The organism is Nannocystis sp., from assembly GCF_016714285.1.
In the GTDB taxonomy this organism is placed as follows: Bacteria; Myxococcota_A; Polyangia; order Nannocystales; family Nannocystaceae; genus Nannocystis.
In genome coordinates this window covers 696,795-712,797 of the sequence record NZ_JADJNN010000002.1, presented here as the reverse complement: position 1 = coordinate 712,797, position 16,003 = coordinate 696,795, and the positions used below count along the sequence as shown (strand labels likewise).

Below are 16,003 nucleotides of genomic sequence, written 5' to 3'. Positions count from 1 at the left end.
GCAGCGACCCGCGGCAAGCTGTGCCTGCCGCCGCCCCCGGACTAACCACACTTGCCAGCGATGCACTTGCTGAGCACGCACTCGGCGGCGCTCATGCACGAAGTGTAGCATTGATCCCCGTTGCAAGCGTACAGGCCGCAGTCCGTGGTCCCCAGAGCCGTGCATTTACCCTTGCTGTTGCAGCTCTTGTGCTTGACCTGGGCGCCCAGCCCGTTGTTGACGCACTCGACGCCGCAATCTGCCGTCTCCTCATTGAGGTGACAGAACTCCGCGACGGTGAAGCCACCCAGGTCCGCGCCGGCCTGGCACGCGTGCTTGTCGAGCACGCATTGCGGGCAGCTGAACACCAGCGCGCCCTGGGCCTCGCACTGCTGGGGGACGCAGTCGCCCTGCGGGCCGCAGCTGCCCTGCGCCGCCGCGAATGCGAAGCACTCGCCATTCACAGCACCCCACGCGCGCCCGGAGCAGGGATCGACGGCGGGGCTGCAGGTGGCACCCTCCCGCTCCGGGGCGCAGCCCCCCTGGCCGTCGCACGCCTGGCACGGGCCGCAGGCGCTCGGGTCCGCCGCGCAGGTGCCGTTGACGCAGGCCAGACAGCCACCGCAGCAGCTCGCGCCCGGCCCCGTGCAATCGCCGCCACCGGCGACGCAGGCAGCCCCGGTCGTCGCGTCGGTGCCGACGGGGTCGGAGGCCCCGCTGGACGACGCCGACGACGTGAACGCCGGCCCACCGCTGGTGGTCACCGCGGTGCTCGTGACCTCGACGGCCGTCGTGCTGCCGGTGCCAGTCATGCCGCTCGCGCCCGTGACAGTGCCGGGATCGACGAAGCACGCAGACAACGCCAGCAGCACGGCGAAGGCCGGAGCAGCGGGCTGCACTTCGATGCCCATGGCCCGCGACCCTATCACGAAAGGGCAGACCGGTCGGTGGGCTCATCATGGGGGCGTTCGCCCCCCGCGGCCGATCATGCATAGGGCACGGTCTGGCCTCGGACGGCCTCAATGCGTGCCCTGCCTGGGTCCTTCGCGGGCCTGACACCCATACCCTCGCTGGGCGCACTCGCGCCGAAATTGCGGGTACCCTCCACCAATGTCAATCCGCGCCAAGATCCCCATGTTCGCCGCGCTCGGCCTGAGCTTCACGGGGTGCCACCGGCCCGACGACCCGATCGTCGGCCACTGGAGCTCGTTCGACGTGCAGGAAGAGGAACCAGGCTATTCCTATTCGGTCGCTGTCGATATGGTGATCCACGATGACTTTACGGGCCTGGTCGAGGTCACGTTGAGCTATGACTACCCGGGGACGGAATATGACTATTCGGAAGGGTATTCGCTCGAGATCGAGGCCGAGCGGGTCGACTCGGGGAAGTACAAGATGAAGGCCACCAACCCCAAGGACCCGGAGTTCGCCGCCACGGTGAACTGCGTCCTGACCGACGCCCTGCTGTGCACCGACGGCGATATCGTGTGGGCGGTGAAGAAGGAGGACTGAGCGCCCGGCAGCCATGGGCGCCGGGGCGGCTCATAACATCACACCTGAGGTCACCTCTGGCGTCACACCTGGCTTCACATGTGGCATCACATCCGGGCCACGCGCGCCGGCGCCTCGGGCCCGAGCAGCTCGTCGATCGTCACCGCCGGGGTGTAGCGATGGCGGCGGACGTGGGCCCCGGCGCAGCCGAGCACCGCCTCCCAGCGCTGGCCCCACGCGCTCGCGTCGATGCCGTCGCTGATCGTCTGCACGAGCACGATGTCGAGGCCGCCGAGCCCCTGCGGCAGCCAGACCGCCTCGGGGCAGGCGCCGCGGCGCTGGTGGTCCTTGTAGAATTGCTCGATCTTCCTGCGCTCCGGCGTGCGCGCCTCCTCGAGGTCGGAGAACACCACCACGGTGGTGCGCTCGGGCGTGCGGCGGACCACCGGCATATCGGCGACCTTGGCCCAGAAGCCGAGCAGCGAGGTCCCGGGCCGCGGCGTCCAGCTGCGCACCTCCTCGCGCCAGCGGCCGATCCGCTCGGCGCGGCCCTCCTGCAGGTCCGTGCGGCGCTGCTCGTCAGCCGCCGTCAACGCGGCGATCCGCCGCCCCTGCGCCGCCTCGATCTGCTCGAGGCACTTCTGCTTATATAAGCTGTCCGCGGCCTTGCATTCGTCTCCGCAGGGCAGCTCACCAGGCACGAAGCTGCGCCGCTGCGCCGCCGCCTCGAAGGGCATGTCCGGCGTCGACGAGCGCTCGCTGCGGTCGGAGATCAGCAGCACGCCGACCCCCGTCTCGGCCGGCAAGCTCGCCGCGTGGGCGACCACGGCGTCCATCTGCTGGTCGGCGATGGCGAGGTTCGAGGGGCTGCGGTCGACCCCGAAGATCAGCGTGCGCGGCGGGTCCTCGGCCACGTGTGCGACCGGCTCGAGCGCGGCGTAGTCGGCGCCCAGGCGCGCCGCGCAGGGCGGGCGCCACTCGCCGCGGGCCAAGGCGGCGCCGCGAGCCGCCGCGTCGGCGCCCGATTGCCACGACATCAGACCAGCGAGCGCCCCGGCGACCACGATGAGGCCGGCGAGGGCGGACAATGCGTGTACCTGGCTCATGGGACACCTCCGATCATCGTGCGCGGCAGGGCCAGCGGCGGGTCGCGGGGCGCATCGTCCCCGCGGGAGATCTGGCCCAGCGACACCGGCAGCGCCGGGGTGGCGTCATCCTCGTCGTGACCGAGGATCGTGGCGACCACGTCGTCGAGCGAACCCCAGACCAGCGCGAGCAGCCCGAGGCCCACGATCGCCGCGCCGATCGGCAGGCAGATCGCAACGATCGCCAGCCACAGCCCGAGCAGCAGCAACATGCGCGGCAGCGCGGCCAGCCAGCGCAGCAGGCCGAGGCGGGCGAGGAAGCCGTCCATCGCGGCCACCAGCAGGCCGCCGGTGTGCGCCGCGACCCACGGCACCGCCACACCGAAGCCAACGAACACGATGTTGGACACCGTCACCGCCGAGCCGCCCATGCCCTGCTCGGCGAGCAGCAGGCCGCGGGCGGCCGCCAGCGCGGCGTCGAAGGCCGAGGCGCCGCCGAGCACGAACCACCGCATCGCGCTCGGTCCGGCCGCGGCGCTGCGGATCTTGTCGAACACGCCGAACCACAGCTCGAGCAAGGTCTTGAACAGCGCGACGACCACGTAGAACGACCATTCGGCGGCCTCGGGCGAGAGCCAGCCCATCAGCTCGAAGCGGTAGGGCGGCTCGGGGAACACGTCGCGCAGCAGCAGGGTCGTCAGGGCGACGTCCAGCCCGCACAGCACCAGCCCGGCGATCAGCGCGATGCGATCGCCGGTGCCCATCGCCGGCCGCGCCTCGGCCTCGACCTCGCGCCGCGGCCAGACCCGGCCCGTCCAGGCCCACAGCGCCGCGCCCACCCGCGCCAGCAGCTCGCGCAGGTGCAGGTACCACAGCACCCGCACCCGCTGCAGCAGGCTGCCGAGCAGCAGCAGACCGAAGGCCGCGAGCACGAAGGTCGCGGCGTGCTCGGCGAAGCCGGGCGAGCCGCCGACCAGCAGCGAGCGCGCCAGCACGGCGAGCGCCGCGAGGCCGGTGGACAGGACGAGCAAGCGAACTCGCCGCGGCGAACGCGGCGGCCGTGCAGGCAAGGCAGGGGGTATCGACGACATGGCAGACCTCCGGGTGTGAAGGACGCCGCCGACGGGCCCCCGCGCGAGAGGGGCGTGCGCACGCACCGAGCCGGCGCAGCTGTCCCCGAGGACCTGTCCCCGGGGCCATACGCCAGCCCGCGCCGCGGGTCCGTTGCTGGCACGCACGACGCGACCTCGGCTATTCCGGGCCCGCCCGTGCGAGCGCCCACGCGAGCCGGGGCCGCCGCCCCCCGGTGCGCAGCCGTGATCCAGATGTCTCTCGGGACAGGTCCATCACGGCCGCCGGGGCCGCCGCACCCGGCGCGCACCCGCGAACCAGATGTCCCTCAGGACAGGTCCATCGCGGCCGCCGGAGCCCGCGCACCCGCTGCACGGCGGCCGCAGAAAGTGCACCCAGGCGCTCGCTGGACCGCCTTGCCCGCACCGCGGCCGACGCTGGCCCGTGGCATGAGCCTTGCTGACGGGCGGGGTTTACGGCGTACGAGCGCCGCCACGAGCCGGCGCGATCGATACAATGGGCGAGAGGAAAGTATGCGCAAGCCAAAGGTCATTGTCATCGGGGGCGGTCCTTCAGGCGGCGCCTGCGCCCTGGCGCTTAGCCAGTACGGCGGGTTCGAGGTCCACCTGCTCGACAAGTCGGTGTATCCGCGGGTCAAGGTGTGCGGCAGCGGACTGTCGCCGCACTCGCTGCGGATGCTCGAGCGCCTCGGCATCCGCGACCGCTTCGCGCTGCGCCACGGCATCATCGAGGTCCTGCGGGTGCGCGGCCCCGACGGCGGCGAGCTCGACTTCAAGGCGGGGATCGAGGCCTGGGTGGTGCCGCGGGCGACGCTCGACCACGGCGTCATCCAGGCCGGCGTGGAGCGCGGGGTGATCTTCCGCGAGGACACCAAGGTGCTGTCGCTGCTGCGCGACAGCGCCGGCGTGACCGTCGGCGTCAAGACCGAGAGCGAGGAGCTCGAGGCCGATCTGGTCGTCTGCGCCGACGGCTCGCCGTCCCGCTTCTCGATCGACACCCGACCGAAGACCACGATCCGCACCCTGATCGGCTGGTGGCGCGGGACCCCGTGGCAGGGCCGCACCGCGCACATGGTGTGGGACCGCCGCCTCGCCGGCTACTACGCGTGGATGTTCCCCGAGCCCGAGGGCGTCGTGAACATCGGCCTCACGATCCCCGAGCACGCCCCCGACGCCGAGCGGCTGAAGCCGCTGTTCCAGGACCTGCTCGACGAGCACTGGGGCGACGGCCTGCGCGACGCGGAGCTGGTCGGCAAGTGGATGGGACACCCCGCGGTCATCTCGACCTCCGTCGGCCCGGTCGCCGAGCAGCGCACCGTGTGGGTCGGCGAGGCCGCCCGCCTGGTCTCGCCCGGCACCGTCGAGGGCATCAGCTTCGCGCTCGAGAGCGGCATCAGGGCCGCCGGCTTCATCCACGGCCACTTCTCCGCGAACGCCGGCCTGTCGCGGCTCGCCTGCGCCGGCTACCGCGCGCGCACGGCCGCGAGCGTGCTGCCCAAGTTCTGGGCCGGCGAGGGCGTGGCGCGCGGGGCCCAGTCGGCCCTGACCCGCAACCTCGCCGGGCACGTGGTCCACGGCCGGGCCGGTCACTGGCTGAACCGCACCGTCTCGGCGATGCTCGGCGACCTGCGCCTGCACGACAAGCAGGGCGACCCGGGGGCCGACGCGGACGTCGAAGATCGCAGGCTCTAAAGTCGCAGGCTCGCCGCCCGACGCGGCGTCGACGGACCCGAAGCCCTCACTTGCGCGCCGGTACGCTGCGCGCGGTGGTCAGGGTCCAGTGGGTCTTCTCGAACGGGAAGCGGGTGCGAAACACCACCGTCTTGCTGTCGGCCGAGAACATCGGCGTGTGATCCTCGAGCCCGTTGCGGGTCAGCAGGCGCAGCGGGCTCTGGCCGTCGAGCGCGACCAGCCCGATCTCCCGCCGACTGTCGGCCTCCGCGACGCCGTTGTCGATGTCCCGGATCTGGAAGGTCGCCGCGCTGCCGTCGGGCGCCGCGACCATGTCCGAGACCCAGCCCTCGCTCGTCAGCCCGACCACCGTGAAGACCACGCTGTCGAGCGCGAGCACCCGCGGCTCGGTGCCGTCGACCACGCTCGCCGGCAGCGGCGTCTTGTCGGCCGCCAGCGCGTCGGTGAACAGCTCGGCCCACGGCTTGGGCGCGTCGACGCGGAACAGCCGCTGACCGCGGTCGCTCGAGGCGGTGATCAGCAGGCGCGGGCCGTTCGGGCCGTCTGGCGCCGGCGCGATCTGGTGGATCGCCGTCGAGGCGTCGAGCGCCATCGCGTCGAGGCGCAGCGCGTGGTCGGGGTGGCTCGGGCTCAGCAAGTAGAGGCCGCCGCTCGCGTCGGAGTCGGCGATGTAGCCCGGCGCCGCGATCCAGTCGTCGGCCACCCAGGCCGCCGGGTCGAAGCGGATCGACGGGCTGCGCGCGAGCTCGGTCGGCACCTCCTCGCCCGGCTTGACCACGTACACCACCGAGTCGGCGCCGTCGAAGCGACCGCGCACGACCCGGCCGCTGCGCTGCGGCTCGCCCGGGTCCTCGCCGCGGGCCAGCGGCAGGCCGATCTTGCCGAGCGCGACGAAGTTACACGCCGGCTTGCCCGCGCCATGGTCGAGCTGCCACACCTGCGAGACCCCGTCGCTGTGCACGAGCACCACGTCGCCCCGCGGCGAGAAGCGGAAGTTCGGGCGGCTCCCGGTCTCCTCGAGGCTGCCGCCGAGCAGGCTCGGACAGGCCGTGCGCTCGCCGCCCGGAGCAGCGCCCAGACCAGCGCCCGCGGGCAGGTACGAGAACTCCCAGTTGCGGTCGAGCTCGAGCTCAGCCTTGTAGCCCGTGCTCGAGAAGTGGACCTGACGCGCGAGCACCAGGGTGCTGCCGTCGGCCAGGGCGATCGCGTTGAGGCTCTCGTGGATGCCGCCCAGCATCGCCGGCTTCGGGTCGGCCTGCTCCTTGTCGACCAGCAGCGCGCGCGCCTGGTCGGCGATCTTCGCCACCGTGCTCTCCGCGTCCTTCACCGCCGTCAGGCGGTGCAGGCCCTCCTCGAGGGTGCCGCGCAGCAGCATCACCTCGGGCGGGTTCTTCGGGTCCTCGCGCAGCGTGCCCGCCAGCGGCTCCTGGGCGAACAGCGCGCTCAGCAGATCGAGGTCCGCCCCGCGCATCACCTCCGAGGGCTTGGCGTTCACCGTCAGCTTGTGCGGGAAGGCGTAGTCACCGGCGCTGATCACGGCGAAGCGGTGATAGGGCTCGAAGCTGGGGATCCCGCCCTCGACCTCGAGCCCGGCGAAGTCGACGTTCTTCGGGTTCTCGAACGCGACGTACGCGTAGCCGGCCCAGTCCGCCAGCTGCAAGATCGCCGGCACCCCCGCGATCGCGTCCTCGGGGAACTTCTCCTTCGCCTCCTCCTCCATCGTCTGCTGGCGGCCCTCCTGGGCCACGAAGCCCCACTGCTCGAGGTAGGGCTTGTAGCGGATGTGGCTCTGGGTCACGACCAGCACGTGACTCGGGTCCTCGCTGTTGCCGATCGGTCCGGTCCGGTTGAAAAACCACCACACGCCGCCCGCTGCGGCGAGCAACACGCCGAGGGTGACGAACTTGCCGCGATGGCTGCTGCGGAGCACCTCAAGGTCGGTCTGGGAGCGTTCGGGCCGGGACATGGCGCCTAGCTTGGCACAATCTGCGCGCGCCGGGACAGCCGCGGCGATGAAGGTTGCGAATGCCGCGGCGAGATGGGGGCGGCGAAACCCGGGCGGCCCTCGGGCTGGGCTACGGCGCACACACGTGGCACCATCCGGGCCGCCATGAAACACGCACGCAAAGATCTGAAGGTCGATGGCGCGGTCGAGCTGCCGCACGTCGTCGCCTACCTCGAACAGCTGGTCCAGGCCCTCAAGGCCGGCACCGTGCGCGTCCGCCAGGACGACGAGGAGATCGTGCTCGGCCCGCGCGGCGTCGTCGGCTTCAGCCTGTCCGCCCGCGACCGCGGCCGCCGGCAGACCCTCAACCTCGAGCTGACGTGGCGCAAGTTCAACGCCCCCGACCCCGCCCTCGACCTCCACATCGACGCCGCTCCCGCTGAACCAGCCGCACCGACCGAGCCCGCCACAGCGTCCGAGCCCGCCGCCGACGCCGAGGCCCACGAGCTGCCCGCCAGCCACGCCACGCCCGACGCCGTCGACGCCAGCGAGGCCAAGGGTGAGGCCCACGAGGGCGAGCTGCACACCGCCGACGTGTCCATGCATAACCCGCGCGGCAGCAACAACCGCGACAACCCGTGAGCAGCCCCGGCTTGCCGCAGGGCGACGGCGCCGCGGAGCCGTCGCACCACGAGCCATCGACCAGCGAGAGCGTCGCGGCGGTCGACCTCGGGTCGAACAGCTTTCACATGGTCGTCGCGCGCGTCGTCGACGACACCCACTTTCACATCCTCGACCGCCTGCGCGAGCGGGTCGCCCTGGCCGCGGGCCTCGACGACCAGCAGCGCCTCGGTGAGAAGGCCCAGGCGCGGGCGGTGGCCTGCCTCGAGCGCTTCGGTCAGCGCCTGCGCGAGCTCCCGCTCGAGCGCGTGCGCGCGGTCGGCACCAGCGCCCTGCGCCAGGCCGTGAACGCGCGCGACTTCCTGCCCGCCGCCCAGGCCGCGCTCGGCCACCCGATCGAGATCATCGCCGGCAGCGAGGAGGCGCGGCTGATCTACCTCGGCGTCTCGCACAGCCTCGCCGACGACAGCGGTCGCCGCCTGGTCGTCGACATCGGCGGCGGCAGCACCGAGTGCGTGCTCGGCGAGCACTTCTCACCGATCCGCACGGACAGCCTCAACATGGGCTGCGTCGTCTACAGCCTGCGCTTCTTCGCCGACGGCAAGGTCCGCGGCGAGGACTTCAAGCGGGCCGAGATCGCCGCTCGCCTCAAGCTCGAGCCGATCGAGCGCCGCTACCTCGAGGGCGGCTGGGACAGCTGCGTCGGCTCCTCCGGCACGATCCTCGCGATCGACGCCCTCCTGCGCCAGCACGGCTGGAGCGACCGCGGCATCACCCTCGCCGGCCTGCGCCAGCTCAAGAAGGCGCTGATCGCCGCCGGCAGCACCGCCAAGATCGCCGCGATCCCCGGCGTGCAGGCCGACCGCGCCGGCGTGCTGCCCGGCGGCGTGGCGATCCTCCTCGCCCTGTTCGAGAGCTTCGGCGTCGAGCAGATGGCGACCACCGGCGGCTCGATGCGCGAGGGTCTGCTCTACGACCTGCTCGGCCGCATCCGCCACGAGGACGCCCGCGACCAGACGATCCGCCAGTTCTGCTCGCGCTACCACGTCGACATGGGCCAGGCCTCCCGCGTCGAGCGCATCGCCCTGCACTGCCTGAACCAGGTCGCGGCCGCGTGGGGCATCGACCCCGGGGTCGGCCGCCAGCTGCTCACCTGGGCCGCCCGCCTGCACGAGATCGGCCTGTCGATCGCCTACTCCGGCTACCACCGCCACGGCGCCTATCTCGTCGCCAACTCCGAGATGCCCGGCTTCTCGCGCGCCGACCAGGACCTGCTCGCGACCCTCGTGCTCGGCCAGCGCAAGAAGCTCACCCGCGAGCTGTTCGCCGCCCTGCCCCCGCACGAGGCCGAGCTCGCCCTGCGCCTGTGCCTGCTGCTGCGCCTCGCCGTCCGCCTGGCCCGCAGCCGCAGCCCGCGGCCGCTCCCGCCCTTCACCGTCAGCCCGCGCAAGACCGGCCTCGAGCTGGCCTTCCCCGCCGACTGGATCGAGGGCCACCCGCTGACCCTCGCCGACCTCATCGAGGAGGCCAGCAAGATCCAGGGCGTCGGCTTCGAGCTGCGCGTGCGCTGATCGGGGCCTCGTGCCAGCGAGGCGCCTCGCTTCGAGCCGCGCGTGCCCCCTCGTGCCCGCGCCCCCGCTGGCCTACGATGCGGCGCCATGATGAAGTCCAGCGAAGTACACGCCCCGCGCCTGGTCCTCCGCAGCGATGGCCCCGCCTCGCTGGTCCTCCGCCCCGACCACATCCGCGTCGAGATCAGCGTGCAGGTGACCGAGCTCGAGGTCAGCCGCGCCGTCGCCCTCATCGAGTCCTCCGTCGACGCCGCCGCCCGCGAGCTCGCCGGCGTCCTGCCCGGCGCGCGCGTGCTGCTCGCCGGCCTCGACCTGCGCCGCAACATCGACAAGAGCAGCCGCGCCGGCCACGAGATCGCGGCCGTGGTCTGCAGCGGCCACGTCCACGTCCCGCTCGCCGTCGAGGCCAGCTACTGGCCGCGCGCCCGCAGCGTCGCCGCCCTCCACGCGGTCCTCGCCGCGACGGCCACCGCCGGCGGCAAGCTCAAGCACCCCGTGCAGCTCGGCTTCGGCCCCGCCGTCGCGCTGGTCGACGACCCCGAGCAGCACCGCCTCGCCCTCATCGAGCGCTGGCTGGCCCGCGCCCGCGAGCTCGCCACCAGGGCCCAGGCCCAGGGCCTGTGCGGCGCGCTCCACCTCCGCGAGTGCGCCGTACCCGGGGCCGTCAGCCAGCACCCGCGCAACCTCGACGAGGTCGAGCTCCGCCTCGCCCTCGACGGCCCGCTGATCGCCACGCCCGCCGGCGAGTGAGCGGCCGATCGATCCCACGTCGTCCTTCGCCAGGAACTTCTCAGGTCGCGCTACTCGAGCAGATCCTGGCGCACCAAAATATCGTCGAGCAGCAGCTGCGCGTGCGCGGCCACGCTGCTGGCCGAGAGCTGGCGCAGCAGCAGCTCCTGGGCCGTGCGCGGCTCCTCGGCGCCGGGCTGGCAGCGCACGTAGCTGCCGTCGGTCTGCATCTCCCACGCCTGCATGTTGTCGGCGAGGTAGCTGAGCAGGCCCTCATGGATCACGCGGGCGCGCAGCAGCGGGTCCTCGATCGGAAAAGCCGTCTCGACCCGGCGCATCAAGTTGCGCGACATCAGGTCGGCCGAGCCGCAGTAGACCTGCTCCTGGCCGTCGTTGAGGAAGTAGTAGACGCGGTGGTGCTCGAGGAAGCGGCCGACGATCGACCGCACGCGGATCTTGTCGGAGACCCCCGGCACGCCCGGCCGCAGGCAGCAGATCCCGCGGATGATCAGGTCGACGCTCACCCCCGCCTGCGAGGCCCGGTACAGCGCCTCGATCACCCTCGGCTCGGTGACCGCGTTGGCCTTCATGACGATGCGCGCCACCCGGCCCGCCCGGGCGTGCTCCGTCTCGCGGTCGATCATCGCCAGCAGGCGGTCCATCAGCGTGAACGGCGACATCAACAGCTTCGCCAGCGTCGCGCACTGCCCGAGCCCCGTCAGCTGCATGAACACGTTGTGCACGTCCACGCCGATCTGCGGGTCGCTGGTGAGGAAGCTGAAGTCGCAGTAGAACTGCGTCGTGATCGAGTGGTAGTTGCCGGTGCCGAGGTGCACGTAGCGGCGCAGGCCGCCGATGTCCTCGCGGCGGACGATGAGCAGCACCTTCGCGTGGGTCTTGTAGCCGACGATCCCGTAGACCACCGTCACCCCCGCCTGCTGCAGCCGCGTCGCCAGGCCGATGTTCGCCGCCTCGTCGAAGCGCGCGCGCAGCTCGACCACCGCCGTCACTTCCTTGCCGGCGCGCGCCGCCTCGAGCAGCGCCTCGGCCATCGGCGAGTCCACCCCCGTGCGGTACAGCGTCTGCTTGATCGCCAGCACCCGCGGGTCGGCCGCGGCCTGGCGGACCATCTCCAGCACCTGCGAGAAGCTCTCGTACGGGTGGTGCAGCAAGATGTCGCCGCGACGCAGCTCGGCGAAGATGTCGCTGCTCTCGGTCAGGCGCGCCCGCTTCGGCCCGGGGATGAAGGTCGGGAACTTGAGCTCGGGCCGCTTGATCACCTCATAGAGCGTGGCGAGCCGGTGCAGATTGACGGGGCCGTCGACCCGGTAGAGGTCGTCCTGGCCGAGCCCGAACTTCTGCAGCAGGAAGTCCGACATCTCCGGCGGGCAGTTCTCGGCCACCTCGAGGCGCACCGCGTCGCCGAAGTTGCGGGTCCGCAGCTCGCCCTTGAGCGCGTTCAGCAGGTCCTCGACGTCCTCCTCTTGCACCCACAGCTCGCTGTCACGGGTGACGCGGAACTGGAACGCGCCGGTCACGTTCATGCCCGGGAACAGCTTGCGCACGAAGGTCGTGACGATCGAGCCGAGCAACGCGAAGCCGTGCGGCCCCTCGGCGACCTCGGGCGGCAGGAACACCAGGCGCGGCAGGCTGCGGGGGATCTGCACGATCGCAATGCCGCTGTCGCGGCCGAACGCGTCGTCGCCCGCGAGCGCCACGATCAGGTTCAGGTTCTTGTTCTGGATGTTCGGGAACGGGTGCGAGGGGTCGAGGCCGATCGGCGTCAGCACCGGCAGCACCTCGCGGTCGAAGTAGGCCTCCAGCCAGTCCGACTGGTCCTTCGTCCAGGTGTAGATCTTGAGCAGGCGGATGCCCTCGAGCGCCAGCGCCGGCAGGATCTGCTCCTGAAGGATCTGGTACTGCTCCCGGACCAGCCGCTGGGCGACGCCCTTGATCTCCTGCAGCGTGTCCTGCGGGCCGCGCCCGTCGACGCTCAGCTGCGGCAGGCCGAAGCCGACCTGCTCCTTGATGCTCGCGACCCGGATCTCGTAGAACTCGTCGAGGTTGGTGCTGAAGATCGTCAGGAAGCGCAGCCGCTCGAGCAGCGGCAAGCCGCGGTCCTTGGCCTGCTCGAGCACGCGTCGGTTGAACTCGAGCTGGCTCAACTCCCGGTTGAGATAGAGGCTCGGGTGGCTCAGCTGGCTGGGATCGATCGGGGCGACGGGCGGCATCGCGGGTCTCACGGGGCGCCCATCCTACCGGGCCTCGAGCTTGCGAAGCACCTTTGGCGCATAAAACCCGACGAGGGTCATCGCGCCCGGCCGTGGCTCTCCTGTCACCTGCGCCACGCCGCCTTTTTTGAAGCAATAGCGCTCGCCGCGGCTCGCGTCGCCCGTCACCAGCCACGCCAGCAGCGCCCCGAGGTGCGGCTCGTGCCCCACCAGCGCCACCCGCGTGCCCTCGATGTGGGCCAGCATCTCCTCGTCGGGCGCCCGCGCGAGGTCGGGCAGCGCGACGCACGGACCCCTCAGCAGCGGCTGCAGCAGCTCCGCGGTCTCCACCGCTCGAACCAGCGGCGAGTGGTACAGCCGGTCGAAGCGCCAGCCGAGCGCCTTGCCCCCGCGAACCGCCCGGGCGAAGCGCTCACGGCCCTCCGCGGTGAGGGGACGGGCCGCATCGGGCCGCTCCGGGGCCGACGGGACGGCGATGGCGTGGCGGACGAGAAAGAGCTGCATACGCGGCCGTGAGTGTGCACCAGCTCGCGGCCTCCACCGCACGAGGGCGCATGAACTCCGTGTGCGCCAGCGGCTGTCGCCGGCCGCGAACACCGGCACCGGCGTGACCCATAAATTTGCGCAGCTCCGTGTGTGCCAGCGGCTGTCGGCAGGCCACGAACACCGGCGCAGGCGTGACGCACACGCTGCCGATCGCGGGCCGCCGGACCCCTGATGTCCGCCCGCCGGGCCGCAGCGGGCCGTCTCCTTGACGCCCCGGGGCGTGGACCTTAGCTTTGCCCGTCGCGGATCGCGTCCAGTTCAGGCGCCGTCCGCGGGTGCACCTCCATGAGCCAAAACAACATCATCTCCCGTCGCTCCCTCTCCTTCGTCGCCGCGCGTGGCCTCGCCCTCGCCCTCGCCGTCAGCGTCAGCGCCGCCGGCACCACCGCCTGCGGGGGCCCCCGGGGCAACGAGCGCTGGGTCGCCACCGAGAACACCAACGTCGAGATCGACTGGGACGCGATCAACCAGGCCTACAAGGACGCCGAGGGCCCCGAGGACTTCGAGCGCCGCGTCAACGAGATCTACGAGGGCGACGAGATCGTCAGCGTCTCGGTCCGCGACCTCGACGACAAGACCCAGGTCGTCACCGGCTTCTTCGACAAGGACGAGAACGGCGAGGTCGCCGACGGCGAGAAGATCTTCACGATCCAGCGCGACATCGTCGACCCAAGCAAGGCCCAGTACGCGATCAACGGCTACGGCGCCTACGGCCACTACCACTCGCCGATGTGGGACATCGCCTCCGGCATGATGATGGGCGCCATGCTCTCGAGCATGTTCATGCCCGGCTACCGCCCGATGTACACCACCCCGTACGCCACCAGCCCGGCCTCCCGCTCCGCCCTCGCCTCCCAGCGCGCCAACTACCGCGCCGCCAACCCCGGCAAGTTCGCCAAGTCCGGCTCCGGCCGCAGCTACGGCGGCCGCGGCGGCGCCTGGGGCTCCGGCGGCAGCCGCTCCAACAGTGGTGGTGGTGGCGGCGGCGGTCGCATGGGCGGCGGCCGCTTCGGCGTGCGGCGCCCCGCCGGCCGCAAGGTCGTGCACCTGTCTTAGGGGACATGTCGCCGGTCACCTCGCTCACGGCGCTCCCCTTCGTCGAGCGCGACCCCTGGGAGCTGCTCGGCCTCGACCCCGGCCGCCGCGAGCCTGACCACGACCACGACGCCGCCGGCTACACGCGGCTCCCCGAGCTCACCCTCGAGGACGCCGCCGGCCACCGCGAGGTCCTCCACGACGTCCTGGTGCTCGGCCTACACAGCCGCGACGACGCCGAGCCGCTGGCCGACGACATCGAGCTTGAGTTCGTGCTGCGCGACGACGGCGAGATCTACTCGGCGATCACCCGCCTGTCCGAGTTCCTGCGCACGCGCCTGGCCGGGCTCGTCGGCGACGCCGGGGTCGTGGTGCTCGCGCTGTGCAACCCGCAGGCCGCCGCCGTGGCCCGCCCCCCGGGCCTCGGCGAGCGCCCGCTCTACCGCGCCGACGGCGACGTGACGGCGTGGATGCAGCGCCGCCCCGGCGCGCCCGGCTGGACCCCCGGCGAGGTGGAGATCATCCTCGCCGCCGACCGCTGGCACCGCTGCTAACCAGCAACTACGAGCCACCGGAGGCCCGCATGTCCGTGACCCACGACCAGATCCTCAACTACGCCGGCATCCACGTGCTCAAGAAGATGGACCTCAAGCCGGCCGACGGCGGGATCCAGATGCCCGTCATCCTCGACGCAGCCCTCGCCCCCCTGGAAGATGTGCTCGAGCGCCTGGTCCTCCAGGGCCGCCTCGAGATCGACCGCAAGCGCCAGCGCTACGCCCTCACCAAGGCGGGCCTGCAGTACATCGGCGCCCTCATCGACGAGGCCGAGGCCGTCATCGACGAGTTCGATGAATGGGAGACCGCCGACATGGTCGCCGAGCTCCGCGCCCGCAACCTCGACCCGCTGCGCGCCCGCTTCCTGTGGGGCTGGTACCAGGGCGAGTTCGACGACCTCGTCCAGTTCCAGGAGCGCCGCGGCATCGAGCCCGTCGAGTACGCATGGGCCCACTTCATCACCAGCCCCGCGTTCTACGCCAACCTCGCGCTCGACCTCGAGGACCCGAACTGAACGCGACTGGCCTCAGGGCGTGACGCGTGACGAGCCCACGACTGGCCTCACGGCGGGGCCGGCGACTCGCACACGTAGGGCCCCGCCTTCGCGCAATCCTCGTCGTTCCAGTCGCCCGCGTCGTAGAGCACCGTGCAGTCCTCGTCGCCTGTGTTGCTCGGCTCGCCCGGGGCCCAGTTGGTGTAACCGGCGGGCAGCCCGTCGAGCCACACGAAGCTGCCCTCGACCGCGATGTCATTGAAGCCGCAGTACCACTTTCCGATCGTGCCCGCGACCGCCGCGCCGTGGTTAGCGAGCGCCTTGTCCTCGCCCACGTCGTCGATCACCAGCAGGTCACCGCCCCGCTTGCCGCACTCGAGGCGCGCGTCCTTGAAGACGCGGGGCAAGGTGCAGAACGCGTAGCTGCTGGCCCCATACGCAAACAGGTTGCAGTCCGCGCAGTTGCTGTTCATCTCCGAGTACTCGTCGACCAGCAGGTCACAGTCGTTGTCCCGACCATCACACTGCTCGATCAGATCGGGCGCACGCTTGCCGTCCTGGTCGTCGCAGTCGTCGCCCAGCGCCACATACCCGCCCGGCTGCTCGCACGCATCCAGGGTGTCGCCCGGGTCGCCGTGACCGTCCATGTCGTCGTCGCGGTACCACGTCACCGCCACGCAGCCGCTCGAGCTGCCGCCGCTGCTCTCGCTGCCACTGCCACTGCTCTCACCACCGCTCGACCCGCCAGTCGCACCCACCGCCGTCGTGCTGCCCGCGCCGCTGCTGGTCGGCGCCGTCGTCTCGCCGACTCCGCTGCTGCTCGTGCCGCCCGCGACCAGCCCATCGTCGTGGAAGCACGCCGACAGCAACCACAACGGCGCGAGACGGAGCAAGCGAACGATCGGCATCTTGGCGACCGCTCAGGGTATCGTGAAGCCC

General features: G+C 71.7%; 15 protein-coding genes. 8 read left to right on the top strand and 7 right to left on the bottom strand.

The window, feature by feature from the left end:
* Positions 1-41: 41 nt before the first annotated feature.
* A complete protein-coding gene (locus IPJ59_RS07160; protein ID WP_293270395.1) occupies positions 42-890 on the bottom strand; it encodes a hypothetical protein in 849 nt (282 codons plus the stop codon).
* Positions 891-1,089: 199 nt separating this feature from the next.
* On the opposite strand from IPJ59_RS07160, the gene IPJ59_RS07155 reads away from it, so the two are divergent.
* Positions 1,090-1,491, top strand: a complete 402-nt coding sequence (locus IPJ59_RS07155) for a hypothetical protein (protein WP_293270393.1) — start codon at positions 1,090-1,092, stop codon at positions 1,489-1,491.
* A gap of 86 nt (positions 1,492-1,577) precedes the next feature.
* Here the strand turns inward: IPJ59_RS07155 and IPJ59_RS07150 are convergent, their stop codons facing one another.
* Positions 1,578-2,576 carry a hypothetical protein gene (locus tag IPJ59_RS07150; RefSeq protein WP_293270391.1) on the bottom strand — a complete coding sequence of 333 codons (999 nt, stop codon included), beginning with the start codon at positions 2,574-2,576 and terminating at the stop codon, positions 1,578-1,580.
* Complete coding sequence (locus tag IPJ59_RS07145; RefSeq protein ID WP_293270390.1) at positions 2,573-3,586, bottom strand: hypothetical protein; 1,014 nt, start codon at positions 3,584-3,586, stop codon at positions 2,573-2,575. Before IPJ59_RS07145 ends, IPJ59_RS07150 begins: the two co-directional genes overlap by 4 nt.
* 573 nt (positions 3,587-4,159) lie before the next feature.
* Here IPJ59_RS07145 and IPJ59_RS07140 point away from each other — a divergent pair.
* The gene (locus IPJ59_RS07140) at positions 4,160-5,338 is read left to right on the top strand and encodes an NAD(P)/FAD-dependent oxidoreductase (protein ID WP_293270388.1); all 1,179 of its coding nucleotides are present in this window, start codon (positions 4,160-4,162) and stop codon (positions 5,336-5,338) included.
* A gap of 46 nt (positions 5,339-5,384) precedes the next feature.
* Here the strand turns inward: IPJ59_RS07140 and IPJ59_RS07135 are convergent, their stop codons facing one another.
* Complete coding sequence (locus IPJ59_RS07135; protein ID WP_293248451.1) at positions 5,385-7,304, bottom strand: hypothetical protein; 1,920 nt, start codon at positions 7,302-7,304, stop codon at positions 5,385-5,387.
* A 144-nt stretch (positions 7,305-7,448) separates the two neighbouring features.
* On the opposite strand from IPJ59_RS07135, the gene IPJ59_RS07130 reads away from it, so the two are divergent.
* The 3 genes from IPJ59_RS07130 to IPJ59_RS07120 all read left to right on the top strand — a co-directional run bounded on the left by IPJ59_RS07130 (position 7,449) and on the right by IPJ59_RS07120 (position 10,225).
* Positions 7,449-7,925 carry an amphi-Trp domain-containing protein gene (locus IPJ59_RS07130; protein ID WP_293270386.1) on the top strand — a complete coding sequence of 159 codons (477 nt, stop codon included), beginning with the start codon at positions 7,449-7,451 and terminating at the stop codon, positions 7,923-7,925.
* Positions 7,922-9,475 (top strand): Ppx/GppA phosphatase family protein, encoded by a 1,554-nt coding sequence (locus IPJ59_RS07125; RefSeq protein ID WP_293248455.1) that lies wholly within the window; start codon positions 7,922-7,924, stop codon positions 9,473-9,475. The genes IPJ59_RS07130 and IPJ59_RS07125 overlap by 4 nt, the downstream gene beginning before the upstream one ends.
* Before the next feature lie 87 nt (positions 9,476-9,562).
* Entirely contained in the window at positions 9,563-10,225 is a 663-nt protein-coding gene (locus IPJ59_RS07120) for a hypothetical protein (RefSeq protein WP_293270385.1), read from the top strand.
* Between the two features lie 50 nt (positions 10,226-10,275).
* On the opposite strand, the gene ppk1 is transcribed toward IPJ59_RS07120, so the two are convergent.
* Positions 10,276-12,435 carry a polyphosphate kinase 1 gene (gene ppk1 / locus IPJ59_RS07115; RefSeq protein WP_366524562.1) on the bottom strand — a complete coding sequence of 720 codons (2,160 nt, stop codon included), beginning with the start codon at positions 12,433-12,435 and terminating at the stop codon, positions 10,276-10,278.
* A 24-nt stretch (positions 12,436-12,459) separates the two neighbouring features.
* Positions 12,460-12,939: a SixA phosphatase family protein gene (locus IPJ59_RS07110; protein WP_293248462.1), complete on the bottom strand. Its 480-nt coding sequence runs from the start codon at positions 12,937-12,939 to the stop codon at positions 12,460-12,462.
* A 327-nt stretch (positions 12,940-13,266) separates the two neighbouring features.
* Here IPJ59_RS07110 and IPJ59_RS07105 point away from each other — a divergent pair, with 327 nt between their 5' ends.
* The 3 genes from IPJ59_RS07105 to IPJ59_RS07095 are packed head-to-tail and all read left to right on the top strand — an operon-like array spanning position 13,267 to position 15,085.
* Positions 13,267-14,037, top strand: a complete 771-nt coding sequence (locus tag IPJ59_RS07105) for a hypothetical protein (protein ID WP_293270381.1) — start codon at positions 13,267-13,269, stop codon at positions 14,035-14,037.
* 5 nt (positions 14,038-14,042) lie between these two features.
* Positions 14,043-14,570: a hypothetical protein gene (locus IPJ59_RS07100; RefSeq protein ID WP_293248469.1), complete on the top strand. Its 528-nt coding sequence runs from the start codon at positions 14,043-14,045 to the stop codon at positions 14,568-14,570.
* A 29-nt stretch (positions 14,571-14,599) separates the two neighbouring features.
* Complete coding sequence (locus tag IPJ59_RS07095; RefSeq protein ID WP_293270379.1) at positions 14,600-15,085, top strand: hypothetical protein; 486 nt, start codon at positions 14,600-14,602, stop codon at positions 15,083-15,085.
* 47 nt (positions 15,086-15,132) lie between these two features.
* Here the strand turns inward: IPJ59_RS07095 and IPJ59_RS07090 are convergent, their stop codons facing one another.
* The gene (locus IPJ59_RS07090; protein ID WP_293270377.1) at positions 15,133-15,972 is read right to left on the bottom strand and encodes a lectin-like protein; all 840 of its coding nucleotides are present in this window, start codon (positions 15,970-15,972) and stop codon (positions 15,133-15,135) included.
* Positions 15,973-16,003 lie beyond the last annotated feature (31 nt).

Coding starts and splice junctions, on each gene's coding strand:
- IPJ59_RS07160 (WP_293270395.1), bottom strand. CDS start 890: ATGGGCATCGAAGTGCAGCCCGCTGCTCCGGCCTTCGCCGTGCTGCTG.
- IPJ59_RS07155 (WP_293270393.1), top strand. CDS start 1,090: ATGTCAATCCGCGCCAAGATCCCCATGTTCGCCGCGCTCGGCCTGAGC.
- IPJ59_RS07150 (WP_293270391.1), bottom strand. CDS start 2,576: ATGAGCCAGGTACACGCATTGTCCGCCCTCGCCGGCCTCATCGTGGTC.
- IPJ59_RS07140 (WP_293270388.1), top strand. CDS start 4,160: ATGCGCAAGCCAAAGGTCATTGTCATCGGGGGCGGTCCTTCAGGCGGC.
- IPJ59_RS07135 (WP_293248451.1), bottom strand. CDS start 7,304: ATGTCCCGGCCCGAACGCTCCCAGACCGACCTTGAGGTGCTCCGCAGC.
- IPJ59_RS07130 (WP_293270386.1), top strand. CDS start 7,449: ATGAAACACGCACGCAAAGATCTGAAGGTCGATGGCGCGGTCGAGCTG.
- IPJ59_RS07120 (WP_293270385.1), top strand. CDS start 9,563: ATGATGAAGTCCAGCGAAGTACACGCCCCGCGCCTGGTCCTCCGCAGC.
- ppk1 (WP_366524562.1), bottom strand. CDS start 12,435: ATGCCGCCCGTCGCCCCGATCGATCCCAGCCAGCTGAGCCACCCGAGC.
- IPJ59_RS07110 (WP_293248462.1), bottom strand. CDS start 12,939: ATGCAGCTCTTTCTCGTCCGCCACGCCATCGCCGTCCCGTCGGCCCCG.
- IPJ59_RS07105 (WP_293270381.1), top strand. CDS start 13,267: ATGAGCCAAAACAACATCATCTCCCGTCGCTCCCTCTCCTTCGTCGCC.
- IPJ59_RS07100 (WP_293248469.1), top strand. CDS start 14,043: ATGTCGCCGGTCACCTCGCTCACGGCGCTCCCCTTCGTCGAGCGCGAC.
- IPJ59_RS07095 (WP_293270379.1), top strand. CDS start 14,600: ATGTCCGTGACCCACGACCAGATCCTCAACTACGCCGGCATCCACGTG.
- IPJ59_RS07090 (WP_293270377.1), bottom strand. CDS start 15,972: ATGCCGATCGTTCGCTTGCTCCGTCTCGCGCCGTTGTGGTTGCTGTCG.